Genomic DNA, 24,400 nt, shown 5'->3' with positions numbered 1-24,400 from the left:
CTTCCCGGCCGGGCAGAACTGTCGTTTATGGCAATGGGCATGAAACAGCAGCACAACCCGGTCCGGTTTCCGGAAGGCAATTCCGGGGCCGGGTTGTGCTGCCGGTGTTCGTGGGGCGGTGCCGCCCGCTGGTACTGCCTGCCGTTACCGGCCGCCGGCGGCCCCGCTCAGACCCGGACCACGGTCTTGCTCCGCATCAGGAACTCGCCCAGGTAGCCGTCGTGCGGCAGACCGGGCCGGTGCCAGTGCGTGGCGTGGCTCCCGACGTGCACGTTGCTGATCGTCGGTTCGTCGATCAGGGCCTGCACCAGCTCCTCGTCCCCGGTGACGACGGTGAGGACCAGCGTGTCGCGCAGCGGCTCGATGTCGTCCGCACGGCTCCACGGGCCGACCCACACGCAGGGAAAGGGCACCTCGGCGCCGAGCTGGGAGGCGGAGGCGGAGTCGACCTGGTGCACGGCCGGGCGCAGCACGGCGCTGCCGTCCCCGAGGTCGTCGACGAACCCGGTGCCGCCGAGCCAGGCCCGGGTGCCCCGCGCCCGGTCCAGCACGAACTTCTCCAGCGTCCGCGCCGACTTGAGGTTCTGCACGGGCAGGACGGCCTTCTCGTCGTGCGGCGGGAGGCTGGGCAGGGCGGCCAGCCGCTCGGCGATCGCGCCCGCGAGCGGGGCCGGGTCGCCCTCGACCAGGACGGCGGTGACGTTGACGCAGCCGCTGCCGGCGTGCCGGGTCGCCGAGTCGACGATCATGTCGAGGTGGTCGCGCCAGTCCGTGTCCGCGGTCAGCAGGATCTTCGAGCGGCCCGGCTGCAGGGAGAGCACCCCGGGCTCGTCGGCGTACTGCCGGATGACCTCGTCCCCGCCGTAGGCGAGGTCGGCGCCCCGCACGACGGCGTCGGCCGCCTCGTGGCCGCAGGGCAGCAGGACGACGCTGTCGGTGCCGAACCCGGCCTCGCGCAGGGCGAGGACCAGGCGGTGCGCGGTGAACGGCTCGCGGGCGGCGGGGCGGACCGCGACCCGGTAGCCGAGCGCCAGCGCCTCCGGCCAGAACCCGTGCGTGCCGGGGTGGTTGCCGGGGACGTGCACGGCGAGGACCTCGCCGCGCCGGGTCCACACCGCCTGCGAGGTGCGGACCAGCGGGTCGCGCCAGTCGGGCACCGCCCCGGCGGGTCTGGCCGACTGGACGCTGCGGTAGGAGCTCGCGACCCGGTCGGCGCAGGTCGCGGTCGCGGTCCGGACGACGTTGACCGGCAGGCCGGAGACCCGGCTGACGGCGGCCTCGTACTCCCGCACCGTCAGCCCGCCCAGGGTCGCCGTGCGGAACAGTTCGGCGGCGCGGGCCAGCGCACTCGCCCGCTCGGCGGCGGGCAGCGGGGTCGCGGCGTGCAGGGCCTTCATCGTCCGGTTGACGTAGAGCGCGGGCACCAGGCTCAGTTCGGCCATGACCGCGCCGGTCACATCGGTGATCTCCTGGCGGTTGTGGGCGCGGTACGGGCCGGCCGGGCCCAGCGCGTCCAGCACGGGGATCGCGGGCCCGTCCGGTCCGTCCCGGTCCGCCGGCTGCTGCGGCCCGGCGGTCATCAGTAGACCCCCTCGATGACGACCTCGTCGTCGAAGCGGGCGACCGGGGCGATGCCGGCCGCCGAGTCGCCGATCCGGCCCTCGGGCGCCGCCACCCTGATCGCGGTGTCGCGTTCGAGGTTGTTGGGCAGCAGCAGGGCCTTGCTGACGTGGTGCATCACGACCTGGCCGCGCTCCCCGTACGCCACCGGCCGCCGGGTGGCGGGGTCCACCACCTCGAAGGTGATGTACGGCGAGAAGGTGTCGAAGACGCACGGTTCGCCCAGCGGCGTGCCGTGGCGCTGACCGGCGATGCCGAGGATCATCGTGCTGCCGTAGTGCCCGTAGAGGGTGGCTTCGGGGAAGATCTCGGTCCGGTACAGGGCCTCCGTGTCGGGGTCCATCTGGGTGCCGCCCCAGCGGATGGCCTTCACCTTCCGGTTGATCAGCTCGACGAGTTCCTCGCGCTGGGCGATGCGCTCCAGCAGGGGCGGGGTCACCGTCATCACCCCGATGTCCTGGGTGCGCAGGACGTGCGCGGCCTGGTCGATGACGTGTCCCGCGTAGGCGTCCGCCTGGCCGCCCCGGCCCTCCGCGATCAGGCGCTTGACCCACCGGGGGTCGAGGTCGACCTGGAAGGCGTACCGGCCGTGGGTGCGGGCCGAGCGCCGGAAGATCTCCCCGACGACGTGCGGACCGGACGGGGTGATCCCCAGCCAGTCGACGCCGCGCGGGAAGCCGTGCACGTCGAGGTTGGCGTTGCTCCAGGCGACCAGCTTCTCCAGCCAGTCGGCCGGGCAGACCACCCGCTTGGGCGCGCCGGTGGTGCCCCCGCTCTCGAAGACGCCGACGACGTCGGGGTTCCCGCCGTAGCCGCGCGGCACCAGGTCGGCCGCGGGCACGTCCCTCAGCTCGTTCGCGACGTTGGGGAAGAGCGCCAGGTCGGCGTGGGACTTGACGTCCGACCGGGGGTCGAAGTCGAGGGTCCCGGCCCGCTTCAGCCAGAACGGCGAGCCGGTCTCCGGGCCGAAGTGCCACTCCATCGCCGCCCGCACGAGTGCGTCGGGGTCCGGATCCGCGTCGTACGGCAGGTCCAGGATCGACAGATCGGTTGGTGCCACTCGTCCTCCCATGTCAACAGGCGGCATCACAGAGCCGGCCGGCCTCCCGCATCGGGCCCCGCCGACTTGACGAACGTCCCCCATTCGATCACCGGCCGGCCGCCGCCGCCTGAGTAGTCACTACTCAATTCGACTGTCCGTCCACGAATTTGACGGGCAGTCCGTTCCCCGGAGACGGCCGCCGAGCCTAGACTGACGCAATGAAGGCGATGATTGCGTGGTGGGACGTCACCGATTCCCGGCAGAACGCCGGCACGCTCCGCGATTTCATCCGCGCGGAGTCGGAACACTGGACGGACATTCCCGGCCTGCTCCTGAAGATCTGGCTGTCGGATCCGTCGACGGGCCGCTGGGGCGCCCTTCTGCTGTGGGAGTCGGAGGAGGCCGCGCGCAGCGCGGAACTTCCCCGCAGCCCCGCCGAACTCATCGGCCACCCGGTGGATTTCCGGGCCTGGTTCGACGTGGAGGCGACCGTCGAGGGAGTGCATTCCCTGGATTCGCTGGCCGGGCTCGGCCCCGCCCTGGGCGGGCTCGTTCCCGCCGTTCCCGCGGAATAGGACACGACGGAGCGGCGCCCCGGAATTCCGGGGCGCCGCACAACACCGCGGTGTGCCGTTCCGGCCGTCGCGCCGTTCAGCCCGCGGGCTCGATGTTGCGGTTGAAACGGAACAGGTTGGCCGGATCGGTCCGGGCCTTCAGCGCGGCCAGCCGGCGGTGGTCGGCCGGCTCCCAGAAGTCCGTCGCCGGCACGGCCGGAGCGCCGTCCGCGCACCCGCCGTACACCAGGCTCTGGAACCGGCCGCCGACGGACTCGGCGGCGAGCGCCCCCAGCACCTTGTCGGTGGCGCCGCGCGCCTCCTCCGGCCCGGCGCCCATCAGGGGCGTCAGCACGCGCAGCAGGTAGCGGGCCGAACGGTGCCCCACCGCGTTGGGCACCTCGGCCGGCCGGCCGAGCGCCCCGCCCAGGTGACGGACGTCGAGCACGCACGGCACGGCGGCCCCCGGCCCGACCAACTCCGTCACCTCGGCGGCCTGTTGCGGACCGAAGGCGCGCAGCAGGACGTTGTCGCCCCGGTAGGCGTGCGGTTGCGGCGGGTCGTTGTAGATCGTGCCGCACTCGGTGTACGGCATCTCCGCGACGGTGTCCGCCAGCCGGGGGCCGAGCGCGCGCAGCGGGGCGACCAGCCGCTCGCCGGTCCGGGAGTCCCCGGTGTACGCGATGCGCACGTGGGCCACGAACCGGCCGCGCACCGCCGCGGGGAAGAACGGCAGATCGGGGCAGTCGAGCAGCGACACCGAGGAGGTCAGCTCCTCCGGGAGCGTCTGCGTCCAGCGGAGGTAGCCGGCGAGCAGGTCCGGGGTGCGGGCGAGGTCGAAGACCAGCTCCCCGCCGTACAGCCGGCTGACCGGGACCAGGTCGATCTCCATGCCGGTGACCACGCCGAAGTTGGCGCCGGCCCCGCGCAGCGCCCAGAACAGCTCGGGGTCGCTGTCCGCGGTGACCCGCCGGGAACGGGCGTCGGCGGTGACCAGGTCGATCGACCGCACCCGGTCGGCCGCGTAGCCGAACTCCCGGGACAGCAGCCCGAGTCCGCCGCCCAGCACGTACCCGACCACGCCGACCCCGGGGGCGGAGCCGTTGAGCGGGGCCAGGCCGTAGCGGGCCGCCGCGTCGACGACGGCGGCGAAGCGGGTGCCCGCCCCGATCCGCGCCGTGCGGGCCGGGGCGTCGATCGTGACCTGCGACAGCTTCGCGGTGCTGATCAGCACGCCGCCGTCGGTGGGGACCGAGAGGCCGTGCCCGGTCGCCTGGACCGCCACCGGCAGTTCCCGCGCACCGGCGTACGCCACGGCCGCCGCCACGTCCCCGGGGTCGGCGGCGCGGACCAGCACGGACGGGCGGTGCCGGTAGGCGGTCTGGAATCCCGCGCACCGGGCGGCGAATCCGTCGTCGCCCGGCAGCAGCACCTCACCGCGTACGCGGTCGCGCAGCGCGGCGACCGCGGCAGGGTCGTTCATCTACGGCGTTCCTTCCTGTTCGGACGCGTTCCTGGAGGGCGTCGGACACCCGCTCACGGGAGGATCGGCTCCAGTTCCCCGGAGACGACCCGGTGGCGCAGCGCCTTGCGGTCGACCTTCCCGTTGTCGTTCAGCGGGAAGCCGTCCAGCAGGTGGTAGAAGAGCGGGATCATGTACGGGGGCAGGGTCCGGCGCAGTTCCTCGTCCACGTCGTAGACGTCGAGGTCCTTGCCCACCAGGATCCCGGTGAGCACCGTCACGCCCTCCTCCTCGCCCGGCACCGCGAGGACGACGGCCTGCTCGACGTTCTCCTGCCGGAGCAGGTGCGCCTCGACCTCGCCCGTCTCGATGCGGTGGCCGAGGATCTTGACCTGGGTGTCCAGCCGGCCGACGTAGCCGAACTCGCCGTTCTCCGCGCGGCGGACGAGGTCGCCGGTGCGGTACCAGCGGCGGCCGGGACCGCCGTCCGCCGGCGGGGCGAGGTGGAAGGCGCCCGCGGTCTGCTCGGGCGCGTTCAGGTAGCCCTCGAAGACCTGGTCCCCGGAGAGGCAGAGTTCACCGGTCCCGCCGTCGGGCACCGGGCTGCCGTCCTCGGCGAACACCGCGGCGGCCGTGCCCGGGTAGGGGGAGCCGATCGGGACGACGCCGTTGACCACCCCGGCCGGCGAGGTCCGCGGGTCCCAGCGGTGCACCAGGCACGCGATGGTCGCCTCGGTCGGCCCGTACAGGTTCTCCACGACGGACCCGGACGCCGCCTCCCCCCAGACCTGCGCCGTCGCGGCGGGCAGCGCCTCGCCGCAGAACAGGCTCCAGCGCAGCGACGGCAGGCTGTCCGGCACCAGCGCGCCGCGACGGTGCTGGAGCACCGCGACCGAGGGGACCGAGAACCAGACGGTGATGCCGTGGGTGCGGACGAAGTCCAGCGGCGTCATCAGGTCGAAGGTGTCCATGGGGACCAGGCAGCCGCCGCTCCCCCAGGCCATGAACAGGTCGAAGACCGACAGGTCGAAGGTCTGGTCGAAGGTGTTGGTGAACCGGTCCTGCTCGGTGAAGCCGTACCGCTCGGTGTTGGCGTGCAGGAACGCGGCCACGTTGGCGTGCGAGACCGGCACGCCCTTGGGACGGCCCGTGGTGCCGGACGTGAAGAGCAGGTACGCGCCGTCCTCGGGGGCGACCGCCACGGGCCCGCCCGACGGGACGCAGGCCGCCACGTCGGCGCGGGTGAGGACCCGGACCGCCGCGGGGACGTTCCCGGGCACCTCGTCGCTCTCCGGCAGCACCACCGCGGGGGCGCCGGCCAGGCCGTCGAGGAGCGGGCCGAGCCCGGCGAGGGAGCCCGCGTCGGCCAGCACGACATCGGCCTCGGCGCGCTCCAGGATGTCGCGGTTGCGGGCGACGGGGTACTTCTTGTTCAGCGGGACCACGGTCGCCCCGGCGTACAGGGCGGCCAGGAAGCCGGCGTACGTGACGATGCTGCGGTGGCCGAGGATGGCCACGCGCCGCGGCCGCGCCGCCGACCGCGTGATCGCCGCGGCCCACTGGCGGGCGATGCCGTCGAGTTCCCGGTAGGTCCAGGTCCGTCCGCGCAGGAGCAGCGCGGGGTGCTCCGGGACGCGCCGGGCGGAGGCCCGGAAGCCGGAGTGCAGGAGGGGGGCGGCTGACTGCATGGTGTACTCGCGTTCCACTTCGACGGGTTCGGCGGGTTCGGCGGGTCGGGCGGGTGCTGCGGATTCCGCGGCTGCTGCGGGTACCGCTGGTGCTGCGGGTACCGCTGGTGCTGCGGGCCGGGTCAGGTGTCGGGCCGGGTGCCGGGTCAGGGCTGGAGACGGCCGGCCCGCCACCCCTCGCCGTCCCGGTCGTAGCGCAGCCGCTCGTGCAGCCGGTCGGACCCGTTGGCCCAGAACTCCACGCTGTCGAAGCGCAGTTCGTAACCGGCGAAGCCCTCCGGGCGGGGCAGCGGCGTGCCGCTCTCCGCCAGTTCCAGGGCCCGCTTGCGCAGCGCCTCGACCTCGTCGGGGCCGCTCACCGGTTCGCTCTGCCGGGAGGCGGTCGACATGGCGTGGGTGAACACCGGGCGGGCGCGCCACAGGGCGTCCGCCTCCGCGTCGGACAGCCGCACGACCGGCCCGTCGACCATGATCTGCTGACTGGTCTCCCGCCAGTACAGGACACCCGACGCCCACGGGTTGACCGCCAGGTCCCGGCCCTTGCGGCTGCCCGCGTGGGTGATGAACACGAACCCGCGGTCGGTCACCTTGTTGATCACCACGATCCGGGTCGACGCCCGGCCGGCCGCGTCCGCGGTGGCCAGCGCCAGGGCCAGCGGCTCGCGGACCCCGTTGCCCACCGCATCGGCGAGCCAGCCGCGCAGCAGGCCCACCGGCTCGGCCGGCGGCTGCGCGTACTCGGGGAAGCGGACCTCGACGGTCCCGGTCATGCTCTCCGACCTGGTGCTGCTCATACGTCTCTCCGGGGTGTCTGGACTACCGGGGGGATGGACCGCTCGCCTTCGGGCGCGTCACAGGTGCAGCACGCCTTCGAGCGCGATGACACCCTCGCCGCCGACCTCGACCCGGGCGACCCGCTCGCCGCTGCCCTCGGCGAGCGCGTGCATGGGCGAGGGCCGGCCCATCTCGACGCCCTGCGTGATGACGATGCGCCGCCCGTACTCGACCAGGCCGTGCCGCGCCAGGTGGATCGCGATGGGACCGGCCGCGGAGCCGGTGGCCGCGTCCTCGACGACCCCGTACGCGGGCGAGAACATCCGGCTGCGCCACTGCGTACCGGAACCGGCGAAACAGTTGGCCGCCATGTCCTCGAACGCGCTCAGCGCCCGGTGGTCGGGGCGCAGGGCGGACAGCTCCGCCACGCTGCTCAGGCCGACCAGCACGTGACGCGGCCCGTTGCGGTAGATCTCCACCGGCAGCGCGGGGTCCTGCACGCCGAGGGCGGCCAGCAGTTCCTCGCGCCGGTCGAAGGGCTCCCACTCCGGGATGGGCTGCTGCATCCAGGCGCCGGTGACCACGCCGTTCGTGCGGACCAGCTCGAAGGGGACGATCGCCCTGGCCGTCTCCAGCTTGAGCTGGTCCAGCGGCCCCCGGTTGCCGATCGCGATGGCGGTGCCGAGCAACGGGTGCCCGGCGAAGGGCAGTTCGTTGACCGGGGTGAAGATCCGGATGCGCGCGTCGCCACCCTGCTCGGGCGCGAGCACGAAGGTGGTCTCGGAGAGGTTCATCTCCCTGGCGATCGACTGCATCCGACTTTCCGTCAGGTCGTCCGCCCCGAAGTAGACGGCGACCGGATTGCCCTTGAGCACCTCGGTCGAGAAGGCGTCGACAACCACGTAACTGTGCATGGAGATCTCCCGCTGTTCCTTCGTCATGTGCCGAAAACGTTCCGGAAGGCGCCGGCCAGGATACGAGGGCCGTTCTGGGTGAGCACGGACTCGGCGTGGAACTGCATGGTCATGAAGTGCGGACCGCGCAGCCCGAACACCTCCCCCGTCCCCCGGTCCCGGCTGACCTCGATCACGCCGACGCCCTCCACCTCGCGCTTGTCGTCGTCGCTCACCGCGGCGAAGGTGTTGTAGAAGCCCACCCGTTCGACGGCCCCGAAGTAGTCGATCTCCTTCTGCAGCCCCTGGTTGGGGGCGGGCAGCCGGGATATCTCGAAGCCGAGCGCGAGACTGAGCACCTGGTGGCTCAGGCAGACCGCGACGAAGGGCCGTCGCTCGGCGAGCAGGGTGCGCACCGCGGCGTGCAGATGGCCGATCCGGGGGTGGGCCGTGTCACCCGGGTCGCCCGGCCCCGGGCCCATCACGACGAGGTCGTACTCCTCGAAGGCGTATTCCTCGTCGAACCGGCGGACCGTGACCTCCAGACCCTGGGCGCGCAGCAGGCCGGCGATCATGAAGGTGAAGGTGTCCTCGGCGTCGACGACCAGAACCCGGCGGCCGGCCGGCCCGGTGTGTGCCGGCAGCCCGTCCCCGGCCCCGCGCATCCAGAACCCGGCGATCGGGTCGTTGCGCCGCTCCAGGGCGGCGCGGACCTCGGGGTGGTCGGCGAAGCCGCCGGCCCGGCCGGACTCCAGCGCGCTCACCAGCGCGGACGCCTTGGCCCGGCCCTCCGCGGCCTCGCGGGCGGGGTCGGAGTGGCGCACCAGCGTGGCGCCGACGCCGATCTCGACCCGGCCGGACGCGTCGATGTCCGCGGTGCGGATGAGGATCGCCGAGTCCATCGCCCGGCGGCCGTGCTCGTCGCGCCCCACCAGCGCCGCGACGCCGCTGTAGTAGCCGCGCCCGCCGGGCTCGTACGTGTCGATCACCCGGCAGGCGCTCTCCAGCGGGGAGCCGGTCACCGTGGGGGCGAACATGGTCTCGCGCAGGATGTCGCGCACGTCGTGCGCGGTGCGGCCCTCGATGAAGTACTCGGTGTGCGCGAGGTGGGCCATCTCCTTGAGGTACGGCCCGTTGACCCGGCCGCCCTCCTCGCAGATCCGGGCCATCATCTTGAGTTCCTCGTCGACGACCATGTACAGCTCCTCGGTCTCCTTGCGGTCGGCGAGGAAGTCGAGGACGTCCGGCAGCGTCGGGCCGGTCGACGGGTAGCGGTAGGTGCCGCTGATCGGGTTCATCACGGCGGTGCCGGCGTCGAGGCTGACATGCCGTTCGGGCGAGGCGCCGACGAGCGTGCGCTCCCCGGTGTGGATCAGGAACGTCCAGTACGCGCCGACCTCGCGCTGGACGAGCCGGGAGAAGAACGCCAGGGCGCTGGCCGGCCGGTAGTCGGTGATGGTGGCGACGAAGGACCGCTTGACGACGAAGTTGGCCCCCTCGCCGGCGCCGATCACGTCGTCGACGACCCGGCGGACGATGTCCTGGTAGGCCTCGTCGTCCACGTCGAAGTGGGCGCCGGCCAGTTCGGTCGGCACCTGCGGGATCCGGCGCAGTGCCTCCGCCAGCGGGATCCGCTCCTGTCCGGTGACACTCAGCGCGACCAGGGGCGCGCCGTCGTCGGTCGCCACGAAGCCGCGCTCGGTGATCTGCCGGTACGGCACGACCGCGAGGACCTCGTGGTGCGCCCCGGCCGTCCGGGCGGCGTCCGGCAGCGGGATCCCGGCGAGCGTCGCGGGGGTCGTGACGTCGCCGGTCAGCACGTCGAGGACGCCGGGGCCGGCCGCCTCCGGCCGGTACAGCAGGGCGAAGGCCCCGGCCCGACCGTTCAGGACGCGGTCGAGCAGGTCACCGGTCGCCGCGGTCATGCGAAGACCTCCTTGGCCGTGACCACCATCGCGCAGCGCCCGGCCGCGTAGTCGAGCGCCATCCGGTGGAAGTCCTCGTTGAAGTCGGCGACGGCGTCCGCGACGAGGAACGCCTGGATGTCCTGGGTGAAGGCCTCGACCGCCGTCATCAGCACGCCGACGTGGGCGTAGACGCCGCAGAGGATCAGCTGGTCGCGGCCGGCCGCCCGCATGCGCTCCAGGAGGTCCGACCGGTGGAAGGCGCTGTAGCGCCACTTGGTCAGCTGCCAGTCGCCGTCCCGGGGCGCCAGGTCGTCGACGACGGCACGGTCCGCGAGGTCGCCCCGCATGCCGGGACCCCAGAAGTCGGCCAGCAGGCCGCGCTCCTCGGGGGTCATGCTGCCCGGCTGGGCGGTGTACGCCACAGGGACGCCGAGTTCGGCGGCGCGCTCGCGCAGCGCCGCCGCGTGTCTCACCAGGGGGTCGCGGACGCTGCCCGGGAAGGGTGCCAGGAAGAAGCGCTGCATGTCATGGACGAGCAGCACGGCACGATCGGGATCTGGGGTCCACTGGGCGGTGTTGGCGGGCAGGTCGCCCGCGGTCGGCAACGTGTAGGGCTCGATGGGAGGAATCCCGACCATTTGCTTCCTTCTCACGCCTGACTCGGATCGAGCGGGGTACGACGCGTCTGGGGATCAGACGCTCCAGGTGGACACGACGGCGACGGCCTGCCGCGGATTGAGCCGCGGGTCGCAGAACGTCGTGTACTTGTCGCCGACGCGGTCGAGGTCCGCCTGGCACGAGACGCACTCGGTGACGTCGTTGGGGGTGGTCTCCAGGTGCAGCCCGCCGGGCACGCCGCCGGCCCCGGTGACGGCCCGCTGGAAGCGCCGGACCTCGCGCGAGACGGTGTCCACGTGGCGGGTCTTGTTGCCGTCCGGCGCCGCGACCGTATTGCCGTGCATCGGGTCGGTCAGCCAGATCACCGGGTGCCCGGCCGCGCGGACGGCCTCGACCAGCCGCGGAAGGCGCTCCGCGACCCGCTCGGCGCCCATCCGGGCGATGAGCGTCAGCCGGCCCGGGGTGCGGTCCGGGTCGAGGATCCCGCACAGCGCCACCAGTTCGGCGGGTTCCATCGACGGGCCGACCTTGCAGCTCACCGGGTTGCTCACCTTGGCGAGCAGGGCGACGTGCGCGCCGTCCGGCTGCCGGGTGCGCTCGCCGATCCACGGCCAGTGCGTGGAGCCGAGGAACAGCGTGCCGTCCTCGCCCCGGCGCAGCATGGGGATCTCGTAGTCGAGGAGCAGCGCCTCGTGGCTGGTCCACACCGGTGGGCCGAGGACGTCGTGCAGCGGCGCGTTCCCCCGCCAGCCCAGGTGCTTCACGATGTCGCCCGCCGCCATGTGGCAGGTGAGCATGCGCAGCGGGTCGGGCCGCCTGGCCTCGGGGTCCGGTTCGGGCCCGTTGACCATGTGGCCCCGGAAGGTGGGGAGCTGGGCGCCGCCCACCGACTCGGTCGCGCTGGAGCGGGGTTTGGCGAACTGGCCCGCGATGCGGCCGACCCGGACGACGGGCTTGTGGGCGGTCATGCGCAGCGTTCCGGCGAGCAGGTCGAGGAGTGCCGCCTTGCGGGACACGTCCGCGACCGTGCACTCGTCGGGGTCCTCGGCGCAGTCGCCGGCCTGGACCACCATGGCCTCGCCGGCCGCGACCCGGGCGAGCGCGGCACGCAGCACGCCGAGGTCCTGCGCGCGCACCAGCGCCGGCCCGGCGGCCAGCGTCTCCGTCACTCGTTCGGTCTGCGCCGGGTCGGGCCAGCTGGGTTGGTGCAGTGCCTTGCGGAGACGGATGTCGGGCAGGACTTCGTCCACGGGATGCTCCTATGCGGCGGGGCGACGACCGATCAGGTGGGTATGCCGGCGCGCTTGATCTCCGGGACGGGGATGCCCAGGGAGCGCAGCTGCTCGAACGGGTTCATGAACTCCCGCTGCAGCTTGATCAGACCGTTCTCCAGCTCGAAGGAGTGCAGGAAGTGGTTCTCGTAGTGGCCCTCGGGGTAGTCCGCGAAGAGGATCTTGCCGCGGCCGTCGCACTCCGCCCAGAAGCGGTTGGGGTCCTGGGTCTCGAAGATCTGGACGTTGTACCACTCCCAGTCCGGGAAGGTCTTCAGCGACCACACGGCGTGCTCACCGAGCCGGTCCCGGCCGCGGATGGCGATCGGGGCGCCGGTGTCGGTGGTCCAGAGGCCGCCGACACCGTCCTCCGTGAAGAGCAGGTGGCGCTTCAGCCGGGCCTCGCCGAGGGAGGTCATGTACGTCTCCACCGTCGCCCGGTTGATCCTGCGCAGCTCGGCATCGTCGGCGAAGGCATTGTGCTGAACGGTTTCGGACATGGGTGAACTCCAAACTGTGCGCTGGGTGTCGATTTCCCGGCGGGAAAAGGAGGAGGCGGTGTCTGGGGCCGACGACCTGAGGTGAGGGGCACCCGGTCGTCGCGCCGGAGCCATCACCGATCCTGCCGGGTGGCTCCGACGCGTTCAAGGAACGAGCGCCCAACTCGGAGTCAGACTGAGTGCAGGTTCCTCAAGTTGTTGCCCGGAAATGTCAGATGAGTTTCAACTCCGCAGCTCATCAGTGGAGTTGACGAAAACGTGTGGAACAGGTGAAGCGGTCGCGGCGGGGTTCGGAAGGACGCCGCACAGAAGGGGCGACGAGGCTCAGGCCCAGCCGAGCTGGAAGCCGACACCGCGGACGTTGCGGATCCAGTCACTGCTCCCGAGCTTGCCCCGCAGGCTGCTGATGTGGGTGTCGATGGTGCGCCGGGACCAGACGTCGCCCCAGACGGTCTGCATGATCGTCTTGCGCGAGACAACCGTGTCGGGCTGGACCGCCAGCAGGTACAGGAGGTCGAACTCCTTGCGGGTGACGTCGATCCGCCGGCCGTGCAGACGCACCTGGCGGGCCCCCGCGTCGATCCGCAGCGGGCCGCGGACGATCACCGACGGATCGGCGGCCGCCTTCCGGACGCGCCGCATCACCGCCTCCATCCGGGCCAGCAACTCCTGGAAGCCGTACGGCTTGACCAGGTAGTCGTCGGCGCCGGCCTGCAGTCCGAGGACCCGGTCCAGCTCCGTCCCCCGCGCGGTCACGGCGATGACCGCGGTGTCCCCCGCGGCGCGGATCTGCCGGCAGACCTCCAGTCCGTCCAGGTCCGGCAGTTCGAGGTCCAGCAGGACCACGTCGACGCCCTCGTACGCGCCGAGCGCCGGGATGCCGCCGGACACCCGCTCCACCAGGTGCCCGTGCCGCCGCAGGCCCGCCGTCAGGGGCTCCGCGTCCTCGTCGTCGTTCTCCACCACGAGGATCCGCCAGGCGGACGGCGCACTGCGCACCGGCCGACGCGGGACCGCGGCGTCCGGGGCGACCTGGTCCACCTGCCCCACCGACGGCACCGCCACGAGGTTACGGCCAGCCATCACCTCAGAACGGGCGACCACGGCTGCCCCCCTTCGGCAGCCCGCGCGACGGACCGCGCACCCATCGGGGCGCGCACGCACGAGAACCCTTCCTGGTTCTGTTCCTGGTTCTGTCCGGGTGCCGGAAAACCGCACCCGCACCCCAGCCGATCAGATGTCATGCAAACACTCTCCCCCGTACCGCGAACCGGAATACAACAGGACTCGCAATCCGCCTGCAGCGGGCGGAGCGACCTGGAATTTCGGGCACAGCCTTCCCGTCGGGCCACTCGGTCCGGCCCGCCCGGACGATGCACCCCCGCGGCACAAGGGAGCAACACCGGGACATCGCCATCCTACCCAGGGGCCGCTGACTGCCCGTCAAATTACCGCCCGGGTGGTTAAGCGCCCATAAAACGGATGGATACCGGGGGACGGATTGCGACCGGGCCCGCTCACCTGCGTAGGACCCGGCGGGCCGCCCGCGATCTGAGTAGCCGGTACTCAGGCGCCGGCCCGCGCGCCGTGGTCGGCTTGGAGCCGAAGAGCACGGATCTGGCCATGCGCATCCGATCGACGGGCGCTGGAAGGGAACCACCATGAAGTTTGAGGACGTCTACCTGTCGAGCCTCGGCACCTACGTGCCCGGCCTGGTGACGACGGAGCAGGCCGTGGCGGCCGGCTGGTACGGTGCGGACGTCCGGGAGGCGTCGGGCCTCGAGTCCGTCGCGGTCTCCGATTCGCTGTCGGCCCCCGAAATGGCCGTCCTGGCGGCCAAGGAGGCAATTCGGCGTTCGGGGCACGCGGCCGAGGACTTCGGTGCGCTGTTCCACAGTTCCGCGTTCCACCAGGGCCCCGACGGCTGGTCGCCCGCACACTACATTCTCACCAATACCCTGAACACGCCGATCACGGCGCTGGAAATCAAGCAGGGTTGTCAGGGAATGCTTTCCTCCCTCGTCTTTTCCGCGCACCGGCTCGCCCACGACCCGCGCACCTCCGCGGTCCTGCTCACCGCCGCGGACAACTACTCCGCGCCGCTGGTCGACCGATGGACCACCTCGCGCCTGTCCATCTTCGGCGACGGCGCCGCGGCCGCGGTCGTCTCGAACACCGGCGGCATCGCCAAGCTGCTGTCCGTCGGCACGCACTCCGCCCCCGGGATGGAGGCGCTGCACCGCGGCAGCGAGCCGATCTTCCCGCCGGCCGTGACCGTGGGCCGGGAGCTGGACTACGAGGCCCGGGTCAAGTTCTGGATGGAGGAGTGGGCCAAGGGCAACACCCCGCCCATGGAGCACCCGGGCGAGGTGCTGCAGAAGGCCCTCGACCAGGCGCTGGAGGACGCCGGCATCACCGTCGACGAGATCAAGCGGGTCTGCCACCCGAGCGCCACGCTGGACGCGCTGCGCGACCAGTTCCTCGACCCGATCGGCTTCACCCTCGACAGCGGGATCTGGGAACACACCAGCAAGGTCGGCCACATCAGCGCCGCCGACGTCTTCATCGGCCTGGAGCACCTGTGGCGCACCCGCCAGGTCGGTCCGGGCGACAAGGTGATGCTCTTCACCGGCAGCCCCGGCTTCGAGGCCGGGGTGGCCATTCTGGAGATCACCGCCCAGCCCGCCGAGTAACCAACGCCGCCAGGCCGGAAGGACGACACCCAGCACCATGACCGACAACACCAACCGGAAGAACGCCGCGGCCACCGTCCTGACGGGCGAGGACCTGCGTGCGGCGCTGGCCGAGCTGATCGGCATCGACCCCACCGAGGTCGGGGACGACGACAACCTCATCCAACTGGGCCTCGGGTCACTGGAGATGATGCGGCTGGTCACGAAGTGGCGCCGGGCCGGCCTGCCCGTGGCCTTCGGGGAGCTGACCGACACCCCGACGTTCGCCGCCTGGAACGCGCGGATCACCGAGGAACTGGCCAGGGCCTCCACCGTCTGACCCGCGCCCGCACGGTGGTGGGCGGGTCCGGGATGCCCCCCCGGACCCGCCCACCGCCTGCCGACCGCTCGTACCGTTCGTGCGACTCAGGCCGGTTCTGCGAGAACGGTGGCGAGTTCCTTGCGCGCGGTGACACCGAGCTTCCCGTACGCGTGGTACAGGTGGTTCTCCACGGTGCGGACGGAGAGCACCAGCCGGTCGGCGATCTCCTGGTTGGACAGCCGGGAGACGGCCAGCGCCGCGACCTCCCGCTCCCGGGCGGTCAGCTTCGTCCCGGCCCCCTGCTCCCGGCGGTCGGCCGGCACCGCCCACACCGGCGGCTCGACGCCACCGCGCGCCACCAGTTCGGCCCCAGCGGCCTGCGCGGCCCGCGCCGCCCGGCGGTTGCCGGCCGCCTGATGGGCCCCGGCCGCCTGATAGGCGGCCTCCGCCGCCAGCGGCAGCAGCCCCAGCGCGGCGAACCGCCCCGAGACCTCGTCCAGGGCGGCGCCGTCGCCCTCCGCGAGCGCGAGGACGTGGCGCAGGACCACCGCGCCACCGGCCGACCCGCCGGGACCGGCCGGTGTCCGGATCGCCGCGGCCCGGGGCGCCGCACCCGTCCGGGCCGCCAGGTGCAGCGCGGAGAGCGCCTGGGCGTTCCGGCCCGCGGCCAGCGCCCGCCCGGCGACCTCCAGTGCCCGCGCGGCCGCTGCCGCGTGGTCGCCCTGGCGCGCCGTCACCAGCGCGGCCTCCAGCTCCACGGCATCCGCCATCAGCGGGTACGCGCACTCCTCCCGCTGCGCCTCCCGGGCCTCCGCCAGCAGCGAGGCCGCCTCCGCCGCGTCCCCCGACTCGGCCACCGCACCGGCGAGCCGGGCCAGGCGCAGGGACCGCGTGGCGAGCCAGTCAGTGGTCCCGCCGAACGCGGCCGCCTCCCGGAGCAGTTCGACCGCCTCGGCCGCACGGCCCTCGGCCCGCAGGAGGTGCGCCTCCAGGAGCCGGGCGTAGGTGCGCCCGCGGCGGCCGCCGCCGTCGGCGGCCGCGCGCAGTTCCGCCAGCACCGGCCGGGCCCCGGCCGGCCCCCCGGTGTGCGCGGCCACCAGTCCGGCCACGTAGAGGTGCTCCACGTCCTGCGCCGGGCCCGGGCCGACGGCCGGCGTGCCCTCGTCGTCGCCCGACTCGTGGCGCAGGAGGGCGAGCAGCGCACCGGCCCCCTCCGCCGTCACGGCCAGCTGCCGGGCCTCGCCGATCCGGTCCTTGAGCAGCCGCACCAGGGCCCGCGCCCCGAGGTCCGTCTCGGCGACCGCCTCCGCCTCCGCGAGCCGCCCCAGGCCGAGGCCCATGTTCAGGGCCCGCGGGCGCAGCACGGCGGCGGAGTGCGCGGCCCGCGCGAAGCAGGCCTCGGCCTCCACGTGGCGGGACTGACCGGCCAGCGCCTCGCCGAGGAGCACGACAGCCCCGGCGTCGACGCCCGCTGCGGCACCGGACGCGGCGGAAGCGGCACCGGCGGCGAGCGCCGCCCGGCTCAGCCGCTCGGCGAGCGGGTGGTCCTCGGCGCGCAGCGCACCGGCCGCCGCCTCGCGCAGTCGCGCGGGCCCGGCCGACGCCCTCGTCCCGAGGCTCAGCGCGGCGATCCGGACGGCGTCGCCGGAACGCCTGGCCCCGGTGCCCAGGATCGCGTCGGCGATCTCCGACCTGAGCCGGCGGGCCGTCAGCTCGGGCAGGTTCGCCGCCACCACGGCCGCGCAGAACGGGTGCGCGAGCCGCAGGGAGAGCCGGGAGCGGGACCGCTCGGCGACCAGCACGCCACGGTGGTTCAGCGCCTCCGCCGCCTCCCGCAGCGCGTCGACGACCGGCAGCCCGGCCTCCAGCGGCCCGGCGAACGCCAGCATGTTCACGAGCTCGCGCTCGCCCGGGTCCAGCTCGCCGAGGAGCAGGTCCACCAGATCGACCAGCCGGCTGTCGGGCGTGCCCTGCAGACCCGGCCACCACCACCGTCCCCCCACCCGGCGGAGGCTTCCCTCGGCGAGCGCCTGGTCCGCCACCTCACGGAGGATCAGCGGATTGCCGCGGGTGAGGTCCCAGAAACGGGCCGCGGCGTCGACCGCCACCGGCCCGCCGAGCCGGGCGGTGAGCATCCGGACGACGCCCGACCGGTCGAGGGCGTCCACGGCGAGCCTGCGCACCCGTTTGCCGATCAGCAGGCGGCGCAGCGCGTCGGGCAGCGCGGCCCCGGGCTCGGTGCTGGCCAGCAGCACCGCCCGGCCGCCGCCCACCAGCCGGCACACCAGCTCCAGGGTCACCCGGTCGACCAGGTGCACGTCGTCGATCGCCACGGTGACCCGGCGGTGCGCGGCCGGCGCCGTGCCACCGTTCAACAGGTCGCGCACGGCGTCGCCGCTCACCACCCGGTCCCCGTGGCCCCCGGCCTGCTCCAGCGCGGCGTTCAGCAGCGTGGTCTTCCCCGCCCCCTGCTCGCCGACCAGCAGTACACCGACCCCCGCGGCCGTCCACTCGTCGATCTCCGCGAGTTCCGCCTCCCTCGCGGTGACCGGCCACTCACCTTCGACCACTGCTGCCATTTCTCCCCCATGCAGACCGCGGACGTCCCACTGCTCCCTCCGGCGAATTTCCCGGAGGCCGTGAATCAGGACTTCGGGGCGTTCGCCCGAATGTAGACGATCGGCACCGGAACGCTGATGACGCCGTGCTCGTCCCGCAGCGTGTCCAGCCGCCGGGAAACCTCGGCGATCAATTCACGACGCTCGTTCTCCTCGATTCGCTCCCACATTCCGCGCATTCCGGTGGTGTAGGTGAATTCGACCCACTGCTCGCCCGACGTCACGACGACCGGCAGTTCCTCCTCGACCACCTCGATGTCGACGAACCCGGCGTCCGCCAGGGTCTTCTCGATCGACTCCGCCGTGATCAGCCAGTTCGCGCCGGCGTTGGCGAACTGCGAGTCGTACGCCCCGCTCTGCTTCAGCGACAGCAGCATGTACGGCATCAGCAGCTCGTTCACGGCCTCCGGGAACAGCGCCCACTTGCCGTGCGCGGTCGAGAAGAACGACGGCGCGGCCGTCGCGAACCGCCCACCGGCCCGCAGCAGTTCCAGGTAGGGCCGGACGTCGTCGGCGCTCTTGACCCAGATGAACAGGCTGCAGCTGCCGACGACCGCGTCGAACCGCCCGGCCTCGAACTCCGGCCGCTGCCCGTTCATGACCTGCACGCCGACGTGCCGCAGCCCCAGGTTCGCCGCGTCCGCCTGCGCGTACTTGACCATCTCCTCGGAGATGTCGATGCCGACCACCTCGCCGCCCGCCCCGACGGCCTCCGCCGCCGGGAAGAGCACGGCCCCCCGGCCGGAACCGACGTCGAGGACCGACGCCCCCGCGGAGATCCCCGAGAACTCGACGAGGCGACGCCCGATGGGCCGGAAGAACTCCACACCGCTCTGGTCGTAGACCTTCGCCGCCTTGTTGAAGAGCTTGTACATCTCTTCGGTGTTCTCAGTGGTTCCCATGCCAGCCTCCCCGAATTCGACGGGCCGCCGCCCTGGCCGCCCATCACATTTTCCGGGCAATATCAACACGATTCCGGCCACCTGTCCAATAGCAAGCCCCACTCCCCGCCATCAAGAATCGTTATGACCCCGGGCCACCCGTCCGCGCCCACCGGATCGACCCAGCTCAGCGCCACCGTGCGGGCGCTCCACTCCTTCGCCGCCAGCGGCTCTGCTCCTCAACGCCGCCCAGCCCATGGCCGTCCCCCGCTCCCAGGCCGACGAGACACCGGAAAGGCCGTTCTCGCCGGCGGCGAAAACGGCCTAAGACCTGCAGTTGTGCAAGTCGGGGCGACAGGATTTGAACCTGTGCCCCCTTGACTCCCTCTTTCGCCCGAGACTGCTGCGGCTGAGTGACACGGGTACGGCTCCCCGAGGATGTTCACGATGTGACGAGTCGACTCCTCTTAACTTCTTCTGAGATTCGGATGCGCCGCTCAGCAGGTGGTCGCCTGCGTCCGCCGCCCATGGAGGTCATTGCATGAATCTTCGTCCCTGGGTTGCAGCATCGCTGGCGGGCGCGGTTGTCGCCCTTGCGTCTCCGTCGGCAGGCGTCGCCGCGCAGGCGTCTGCACGGCACGCGTCCGGCTCCCCGTGGCTCCAGGACAGGGACGGGGACGAGGACAGGGACGGGGACCACCATCACCACAATCCCTGGCGTGACTGCCACAGTTCCCGCCGTGTCGTACTCATCGACCAGAACTTCAGGGCGATCCTGGTCAACGGCCGGTACGGGCCGGAGGCTATCGTCATCCAGGGGGACTCGTCATCCTCATCGTCGTCGCCGGCCGCACCATGGAACAGCTTTACTGTTTCGACGTATCTGAACGTGGATTACCCCACCCAGAGCAGCAATCAGTACCAGTGGAAGATCCGTGACTTTTTCAGGGAACACCCGCTCTTCGTGGTGAGGGCATTCGGCCGCCACGAACGAGCTTTCCCCTTCCCGGCCACCCACTGCACCAACGGCCAGGACGACGGCGACCGCGGTGACCGTGCCTTTCCAGACGGTGGTGAAGCCGCCGACGGAAGAGGCGCGTCCGGCTCCCCGTCGCCCCTGGGAGGGGACAACCCTCAAAACGGCCGGCCCGAGCCGGAGACTCCCGGCTCCGGGGGCACCGTCCGCCCTCTTCCGCGCGATACTGCGGCATCCGGCAGGAGCGACCGTCTTTTGAGCGCGAAGCACATCGGGATCGCGGCCGGCGGTTTGCTGATGGTTCTGGGAATGCTGGCTACGGCACGGCTTCGCCGACGTCGTTCCGCCGCGCGATCCTCGACCGGAAGAGGAACCGACAGCACCTTTGGTCCCTGACATCACGTTGCAGCAGGAGCCTGATGAGCCGCCACCCCCGCCCTACCGATGACGAACGGCCGGCCTCCGGGGAGGCGGCCGGACCGGCCCCGGTGCGGAGATCGGGGCCCTTCCAGCAGGACTGGTCAGGAGGGACTGCTGCTTCCGGCGGAGGGCGGGCCGGCCGGGGGGCCGGGTGCGGCGAAGGGACTGAGGGTGACGGAGGGCGGGCCGGCCGGGGGCCCGGGTGTGGCAGCGAGGCTGGGTGCGGCGGAGGCCGAGCCCGCCGGGGGGCCGGGTACGACAGAGGAACTGCCGCTTCCGGCGGAGGCCGAGCCGGCCGAGGGACCGGGTGCGGCGGAGGCCGAGCCCGCCGGGGGGCTGGGCGCGGCGGAGGGGCCGGGCTTGGCCGAGGGGCTTGGGTGTGGCCGAGGTGCCGGGTTCGGCCGAGGTGCCGGGTTCGGCCGAGGTGCCGGGTTCGGCCGAGCGCGGCTGGGTGTGGCGGAGGGGCCGGGCTCGTCCGAGGGGCTGGATGTGGCCGAGGGGCTCGGGCGGGGGTCGTGGAGGCAGATCAAGTCAGGGTTCTTGAATCCAAAGCTCAGGCCCCACTCCCTGTCGCAGCCGCCCCAGTATGTTCCCACCCAGCCGCAGTAGGGGCCGCCGTAGCTGTGACAGGGGGGCACTGATCCCTGCGGGCCCGGATTCGTGACGGGGGGCTGGGGTGATTCGGCTTCGATCCGCGAGGTGCCGAGGGCGCTGACCATGCGGACCTGCGTGACATCGGAACCCTGGGACATCCAGCCCGAGAAGAAGAGGGGCAGGCCAAAGGCCGAGGCGGAAGCCGCCACCGTTGAAGCAGCGAGAGCGCAGCGGGTGAGGCGCATGACTATTCCTCTTGGCTTTGTGGTCTGTGGCAGGTGTGAATGAACTCCGTACACGAGCGCCGCCGCTGTTAGCGCCGGACTTGAACGTATGGTATGGAGATCCCCGGCAGCCGGCGGAACCGCCAATCAGGCGGCCTTGCTCCGGTTTTTCACTCGAAGAGCCTCGCCTCGATCCACCGTCGATGTGCCACCGAACTGCATGGAGGATTCGGACCTGATCCCGGCCATCGCCCGGATCAAACGCCTGCGCAACGCCCTCGACGCCGCCGTCCGTGCGCAGGACGGCCACGTCACGCGGGCGGATACCGCCCGTGAAGCCGGTGCCGAGGGCCTTCAGCACCGCCTCCTTGGCGGCGGACCGCCCGGCGAGGAACTCCCGCGCGCGGTCGGGACCGAACGCCTCGGCGGCGGCGAGCTCGGCCTCGTCGTAGACGAAGGCCCGGGGAGAAATTCCGTGCCCGAGGGGGGACTTGCCCCATCCGCCACCCTCTTGCCCCATCCGCCACCCTGGAGTGGGCCTCCGTGGTCCGGTAGCCGGACAGCCGGTGACCTGCGGCCCGCAGGGGAAGCTCCCGCGCCGGTGGTTGCACGTGCTGGATCGACATAGCGCGCAAGGTGTCGAGAAGGACCGGTCCGTCGGCGGTTCGGACGAGCCAGCAGGTCCAGCCGTTGGCATCCGCTCCCATGGCTCCCGCGGCTCCGGACGGCGAGTCGCGGACGGCGCCGTCTGCGGTTTGCCGCGACCGGTTTGTCGGTTAGGTTGACAAGTGGAGGCCGATCCCGATGCCCTTGGCCAGGGTGATGGCCAGGCCCGCGAGTTCGGGGCCGCACAGGCTTACGGCTCCGGTGGAGTCGTACCGGCCGGGCGCGGGTGTTCGCGGGGCAGTTCATGGCCGCTGGAGGGTGGGTCGGACACGATGGGGGGGCTCGCGTTGGATCGCCTGGCCGGAGCGGACCTGGAAGTCGGCCCGGCCCAACTCGTGCTTGACGGGTTTGTCATCTTGCCCGGTCCGGCCGCGCGGCTCGTACGGGCTGACGATCCCGGCCATGACGGAGGGCGGCAGCGGGCAGTTCCCGCGGGGCTCGACCGCCGCCGCGCAGGGGGTCGCGACGCGGACGAGTCCGGCGATGAAGTGCGGGCTTTCGCCGGGGCCGCAGAAGCGGTCGGCGACCAGTGCCCGAATTCCGAACTACCCGCGGGAGCCCGGGTGCTGACGGGACACACGGGCCGTGGCGTGCCCGGACCCACGGCCACCGGAGTCGTCCGGAGACAACGCCCCGCCGTCGTGCCCGCGGGTCGACCGGACGCGGTGGGCATGTGACCGGCCGGCCGGCGGCCGCGATGCTGCCCCCACTGCGCGTGTGGCTCGGGCTGATCGCGACCCTCGCCGCACTGGTGGTCGCCGTGCTCGGGATCCGGTATGCCGACGAGGGCGAGCCCGGCATGGTGGACGCGCGGATCCAGGCGGCGGTGGACGGTGTGGGGCCGCCGTGGCGGTACGTCGCTCTGGCCGCGGACTCCTTGGGGGAACCCGTGGGAGCCGCGACGCTGGTCGCGGCCACCGTGACGGGCTGCCTGCTGCTTCGGCGTCCTCGCGCGGCGGTGTTCATCGTTGCCGGCGTCGGCATGACCGTGGGGACGGCGACGCTGCTCAAGCACCTGGTGGGACGCACCATCCACGGCGGGTACCTGTCCTACCCGAGCGGGCACACCGCCTTCGCCACCGCGCTCGCCCTCGCGGTGGCGATGCTCGCGACTCGCCGCCGGGACCGGGACGGGCTCGGCCCCGGCAGGACGGCCGGCACCTTGCTCGTGCTCGCCGCGGCGCTGGTCGCCGGCGCCGCCATGGGCTGGGCGCAGGTCGCTCTGGGCGCGCACTACCCGACCGACGCCCTCGGCGGCTGGTGTACCGCGCTGGCGGTGATACCGGCGACCGCGTGGCTGGTCAACCGGACGGCCGACCGGCTGGCCGACGCCGGTCGGCGGGAGCGTCGCTGACGTCACGTCACGTCACGTCACGTCAAGCGGCGGAATACGGGCTTCACCGGCCGCCCTGCCAGCCAGGGCGTGGGGTCGGCGGCGTCCAGTGCCTTCCGGTACACGGCGCATGCCTCGGCCACCACGTCGACGGTGCGGTCGATGTCGGCGTCGCCGAGCGCGCTGCTCACCACGAACGACGGGGCCAGCACTCCGCCCGCGAGGAGCCGGCGCAGGAACAGGGTGCGGTACTGCTGCGACGGCTGCCGGTTCTCGTCGAGGGTGGCGAAGACCAGGTTGCTGGCCCGGCCCCGGACGACGAGGTGGTCGCCGACGCCCGCGCGGGCGGCGGCCTCGCGGACACCGGCAGCCAGCCGCTCGCCGAGGGCGTGCAGCCGAGCGGTGATGCCCTCCTCGGCGTAGGTGGTCTGCACCGCCATCGCGGCGGCCAGCGAGTGCGTTTCCGCACCGTGCGTGGTGGACAGCAGGAACACCCGGTCGCCGGAGTGACGCAGCCCGCCCCGCTCCATCAGGTCGCGGCGCCCGGCCAACGCGGAGACGGCGAACCCGTTGCCCAGCGCCTTGCCGAACGTGGAGAGGTCGGGGACGACGCCGTACAGGCCCTGGGCGCCCGCCTCGGACCAGCGGAAGCCGGTGATCATCTCATCGAAGATCAGTACGCAGCCGTGCCGGTCGGCCAGCTCGCGCAGGCCGGCGAGGTACCCGGGCGGCGGCTCGGCGTGGCCGGCGGGTTCGAGGATCAGGCAGGCCACCTCGTCCCGGTACCGGGTGAGCAGTTCCTCGGTGGCCGCGAGGTCCCCGTACGGGAAGGAGACGGTGAGGTCGGTGATCGCCTCCGGGATGCCGGCGTTCATCGGGGTGGTGCCGATGAACCAGTCGTCGACAGAGAAGAACGGGTGGTCGGCGCAGATCGCCACCCGGGTGCGGCCGGTGACGGCGCGGGCGAGGCGTACGGCGGCGGTGGTGACGTCGGAGCCGTTCTTGGCGAACTTGACCATCTCGGCGGTGGGCACGGTGGCCAGGAAGCGTTCGGCGGCGTCGAGTTCGAGGATGGACGGCCGGGCGAAGTTGCTGCCCCGGTCGAGTTCGCGGCGGACGGCTTCGGTCACCCGCGGGTGGGCGTGGCCGAGGCTGACGGAGCGCAGGCCGGAGCCGTACTCGACGTAGCGGTTGCCGTCCACGTCCCAGACGTGGGCGCCGCGGCCGTGGCTGATGACCGGGGCGAGGTTCTCCGGGTACTGGTCGTCGCCCTTGGCGTAGGTGTGTGCGCCGCCGGGGATCAGGACGTGCAGCCGCTCGTTCGCCGCCCGGGACTTGGGGAGCTGGAAGTCGTCAACGGCCATG

General features: G+C 72.5%; 20 protein-coding genes. 5 read left to right on the top strand and 15 right to left on the bottom strand.

Features of this window, described 5'->3' with window-relative positions; translation table 11 throughout:
• Nucleotides 1-167: 167 nt before the first annotated feature.
• Both ACIP82_RS28950 and ACIP82_RS28945 read right to left on the bottom strand, forming a co-directional pair.
• A complete protein-coding gene (locus tag ACIP82_RS28950) occupies nt 168-1,580 on the bottom strand; it encodes an aldehyde dehydrogenase family protein (RefSeq protein ID WP_400657562.1) in 1,413 nt (470 codons plus the stop codon).
• A complete protein-coding gene (locus tag ACIP82_RS28945; protein WP_400657560.1) occupies nt 1,580-2,707 on the bottom strand; it encodes a phenazine antibiotic biosynthesis protein in 1,128 nt (375 codons plus the stop codon). The genes ACIP82_RS28950 and ACIP82_RS28945 overlap by 1 nt, the downstream gene beginning before the upstream one ends.
• Before the next feature lie 173 nt (nt 2,708-2,880).
• Here ACIP82_RS28945 and ACIP82_RS28940 point away from each other — a divergent pair, with 173 nt between their 5' ends.
• The gene (locus tag ACIP82_RS28940; protein ID WP_400657558.1) at nt 2,881-3,237 is read left to right on the top strand and encodes a hypothetical protein; all 357 of its coding nucleotides are present in this window, start codon (nt 2,881-2,883) and stop codon (nt 3,235-3,237) included.
• A gap of 76 nt (nt 3,238-3,313) precedes the next feature.
• Here ACIP82_RS28940 and ACIP82_RS28935 read toward each other — a convergent pair whose 3' ends face one another.
• The 9 genes from ACIP82_RS28935 to ACIP82_RS28895 form a co-directional block, all read right to left on the bottom strand.
• Nucleotides 3,314-4,699: an FAD-binding oxidoreductase gene (locus ACIP82_RS28935; RefSeq protein WP_400657556.1), complete on the bottom strand. Its 1,386-nt coding sequence runs from the start codon at nt 4,697-4,699 to the stop codon at nt 3,314-3,316.
• Between the two features lie 53 nt (nt 4,700-4,752).
• Entirely contained in the window at nt 4,753-6,366 is a 1,614-nt protein-coding gene (locus ACIP82_RS28930; protein ID WP_363607736.1) for an amino acid adenylation domain-containing protein, read from the bottom strand.
• 146 nt (nt 6,367-6,512) lie between these two features.
• Complete coding sequence (gene phzG, locus ACIP82_RS28925) at nt 6,513-7,160, bottom strand: phenazine biosynthesis FMN-dependent oxidase PhzG (RefSeq protein ID WP_363607735.1); 648 nt, start codon at nt 7,158-7,160, stop codon at nt 6,513-6,515.
• Between the two features lie 57 nt (nt 7,161-7,217).
• Nucleotides 7,218-8,081 carry a PhzF family phenazine biosynthesis protein gene (locus ACIP82_RS28920; RefSeq protein WP_400657552.1) on the bottom strand — a complete coding sequence of 288 codons (864 nt, stop codon included), beginning with the start codon at nt 8,079-8,081 and terminating at the stop codon, nt 7,218-7,220.
• Nucleotides 8,078-9,958: an anthranilate synthase family protein gene (locus ACIP82_RS28915; RefSeq protein WP_400657550.1), complete on the bottom strand. Its 1,881-nt coding sequence runs from the start codon at nt 9,956-9,958 to the stop codon at nt 8,078-8,080. Before ACIP82_RS28915 ends, ACIP82_RS28920 begins: the two co-directional genes overlap by 4 nt.
• Nucleotides 9,955-10,578 (bottom strand): isochorismatase family protein, encoded by a 624-nt coding sequence (locus tag ACIP82_RS28910; RefSeq protein WP_363607732.1) that lies wholly within the window; start codon nt 10,576-10,578, stop codon nt 9,955-9,957. The genes ACIP82_RS28915 and ACIP82_RS28910 overlap by 4 nt, the downstream gene beginning before the upstream one ends.
• Nucleotides 10,579-10,632: 54 nt before the next feature.
• Entirely contained in the window at nt 10,633-11,808 is a 1,176-nt protein-coding gene (locus ACIP82_RS28905; RefSeq protein ID WP_400657548.1) for a 3-deoxy-7-phosphoheptulonate synthase, read from the bottom strand.
• Between the two features lie 32 nt (nt 11,809-11,840).
• On the bottom strand, nt 11,841-12,329 hold the full coding sequence (locus ACIP82_RS28900) for a PhzA/PhzB family protein (RefSeq protein ID WP_363607730.1): 489 nt from the start codon (nt 12,327-12,329) through the stop codon (nt 11,841-11,843).
• A 324-nt stretch (nt 12,330-12,653) separates the two neighbouring features.
• Nucleotides 12,654-13,412: a response regulator transcription factor gene (locus ACIP82_RS28895; protein WP_400657546.1), complete on the bottom strand. Its 759-nt coding sequence runs from the start codon at nt 13,410-13,412 to the stop codon at nt 12,654-12,656.
• A 578-nt stretch (nt 13,413-13,990) separates the two neighbouring features.
• On the opposite strand from ACIP82_RS28895, the gene ACIP82_RS28890 reads away from it, so the two are divergent.
• A complete protein-coding gene (locus tag ACIP82_RS28890; protein WP_400657544.1) occupies nt 13,991-15,022 on the top strand; it encodes a ketoacyl-ACP synthase III family protein in 1,032 nt (343 codons plus the stop codon).
• A 37-nt stretch (nt 15,023-15,059) separates the two neighbouring features.
• Nucleotides 15,060-15,341, top strand: coding sequence for a phosphopantetheine-binding protein (locus tag ACIP82_RS28885; RefSeq protein WP_400657541.1), 282 nt, complete (start codon nt 15,060-15,062; stop codon nt 15,339-15,341).
• A gap of 86 nt (nt 15,342-15,427) precedes the next feature.
• Here the strand turns inward: ACIP82_RS28885 and ACIP82_RS28880 are convergent, their stop codons facing one another.
• Both ACIP82_RS28880 and ACIP82_RS28875 read right to left on the bottom strand, forming a co-directional pair.
• A complete protein-coding gene (locus ACIP82_RS28880; protein ID WP_400657538.1) occupies nt 15,428-17,902 on the bottom strand; it encodes a LuxR C-terminal-related transcriptional regulator in 2,475 nt (824 codons plus the stop codon).
• Between the two features lie 65 nt (nt 17,903-17,967).
• Nucleotides 17,968-18,843: a methyltransferase domain-containing protein gene (locus ACIP82_RS28875; protein ID WP_363607725.1), complete on the bottom strand. Its 876-nt coding sequence runs from the start codon at nt 18,841-18,843 to the stop codon at nt 17,968-17,970.
• A 520-nt stretch (nt 18,844-19,363) separates the two neighbouring features.
• Here ACIP82_RS28875 and ACIP82_RS28870 point away from each other — a divergent pair.
• On the top strand, nt 19,364-20,194 hold the full coding sequence (locus ACIP82_RS28870; RefSeq protein WP_400657535.1) for a hypothetical protein: 831 nt from the start codon (nt 19,364-19,366) through the stop codon (nt 20,192-20,194).
• Nucleotides 20,195-20,749: 555 nt separating this feature from the next.
• Here the strand turns inward: ACIP82_RS28870 and ACIP82_RS28865 are convergent.
• Nucleotides 20,750-21,556: a 4'-phosphopantetheinyl transferase superfamily protein gene (locus ACIP82_RS28865; RefSeq protein ID WP_400657532.1), complete on the bottom strand. Its 807-nt coding sequence runs from the start codon at nt 21,554-21,556 to the stop codon at nt 20,750-20,752.
• Between the two features lie 819 nt (nt 21,557-22,375).
• Here ACIP82_RS28865 and ACIP82_RS28860 point away from each other — a divergent pair.
• Complete coding sequence (locus tag ACIP82_RS28860; RefSeq protein ID WP_400657529.1) at nt 22,376-23,056, top strand: phosphatase PAP2 family protein; 681 nt, start codon at nt 22,376-22,378, stop codon at nt 23,054-23,056.
• A 17-nt stretch (nt 23,057-23,073) separates the two neighbouring features.
• On the opposite strand, the gene ACIP82_RS28855 is transcribed toward ACIP82_RS28860, so the two are convergent.
• Nucleotides 23,074-24,399, bottom strand: a complete 1,326-nt coding sequence (locus tag ACIP82_RS28855; RefSeq protein ID WP_400657526.1) for a glutamate-1-semialdehyde 2,1-aminomutase — start codon at nt 24,397-24,399, stop codon at nt 23,074-23,076.
• Between the last annotated feature and the right edge of the window lies 1 nt (nt 24,400).

Source organism: Kitasatospora sp. NPDC088548 (assembly GCF_044753005.1).
Taxonomy (GTDB): Bacteria; Actinomycetota; Actinomycetes; order Streptomycetales; family Streptomycetaceae; genus Kitasatospora.
Note: the sequence above shows the minus strand (reverse complement) of the source record. Positions and strands in the feature narration are given on the sequence as shown.

Coding starts and splice junctions, on each gene's coding strand:
- ACIP82_RS28950 (WP_400657562.1), bottom strand. CDS start 1,580: ATGACCGCCGGGCCGCAGCAGCCGGCGGACCGGGACGGACCGGACGGG.
- ACIP82_RS28945 (WP_400657560.1), bottom strand. CDS start 2,707: ATGCCGCCTGTTGACATGGGAGGACGAGTGGCACCAACCGATCTGTCG.
- ACIP82_RS28940 (WP_400657558.1), top strand. CDS start 2,881: ATGAAGGCGATGATTGCGTGGTGGGACGTCACCGATTCCCGGCAGAAC.
- ACIP82_RS28935 (WP_400657556.1), bottom strand. CDS start 4,699: ATGAACGACCCTGCCGCGGTCGCCGCGCTGCGCGACCGCGTACGCGGT.
- ACIP82_RS28930 (WP_363607736.1), bottom strand. CDS start 6,366: ATGCAGTCAGCCGCCCCCCTCCTGCACTCCGGCTTCCGGGCCTCCGCC.
- phzG (WP_363607735.1), bottom strand. CDS start 7,160: ATGAGCAGCACCAGGTCGGAGAGCATGACCGGGACCGTCGAGGTCCGC.
- ACIP82_RS28920 (WP_400657552.1), bottom strand. CDS start 8,081: ATGACGAAGGAACAGCGGGAGATCTCCATGCACAGTTACGTGGTTGTC.
- ACIP82_RS28915 (WP_400657550.1), bottom strand. CDS start 9,958: ATGACCGCGGCGACCGGTGACCTGCTCGACCGCGTCCTGAACGGTCGG.
- ACIP82_RS28910 (WP_363607732.1), bottom strand. CDS start 10,578: ATGGTCGGGATTCCTCCCATCGAGCCCTACACGTTGCCGACCGCGGGC.
- ACIP82_RS28900 (WP_363607730.1), bottom strand. CDS start 12,329: ATGTCCGAAACCGTTCAGCACAATGCCTTCGCCGACGATGCCGAGCTG.
- ACIP82_RS28895 (WP_400657546.1), bottom strand. CDS start 13,412: ATGGCTGGCCGTAACCTCGTGGCGGTGCCGTCGGTGGGGCAGGTGGAC.
- ACIP82_RS28890 (WP_400657544.1), top strand. CDS start 13,991: ATGAAGTTTGAGGACGTCTACCTGTCGAGCCTCGGCACCTACGTGCCC.
- ACIP82_RS28885 (WP_400657541.1), top strand. CDS start 15,060: ATGACCGACAACACCAACCGGAAGAACGCCGCGGCCACCGTCCTGACG.
- ACIP82_RS28880 (WP_400657538.1), bottom strand. CDS start 17,902: ATGGCAGCAGTGGTCGAAGGTGAGTGGCCGGTCACCGCGAGGGAGGCG.
- ACIP82_RS28875 (WP_363607725.1), bottom strand. CDS start 18,843: ATGGGAACCACTGAGAACACCGAAGAGATGTACAAGCTCTTCAACAAG.
- ACIP82_RS28870 (WP_400657535.1), top strand. CDS start 19,364: ATGAATCTTCGTCCCTGGGTTGCAGCATCGCTGGCGGGCGCGGTTGTC.
- ACIP82_RS28865 (WP_400657532.1), bottom strand. CDS start 21,556: ATGGGGCAAGAGGGTGGCGGATGGGGCAAGTCCCCCCTCGGGCACGGA.
- ACIP82_RS28855 (WP_400657526.1), bottom strand. CDS start 24,399: ATGGCCGTTGACGACTTCCAGCTCCCCAAGTCCCGGGCGGCGAACGAG.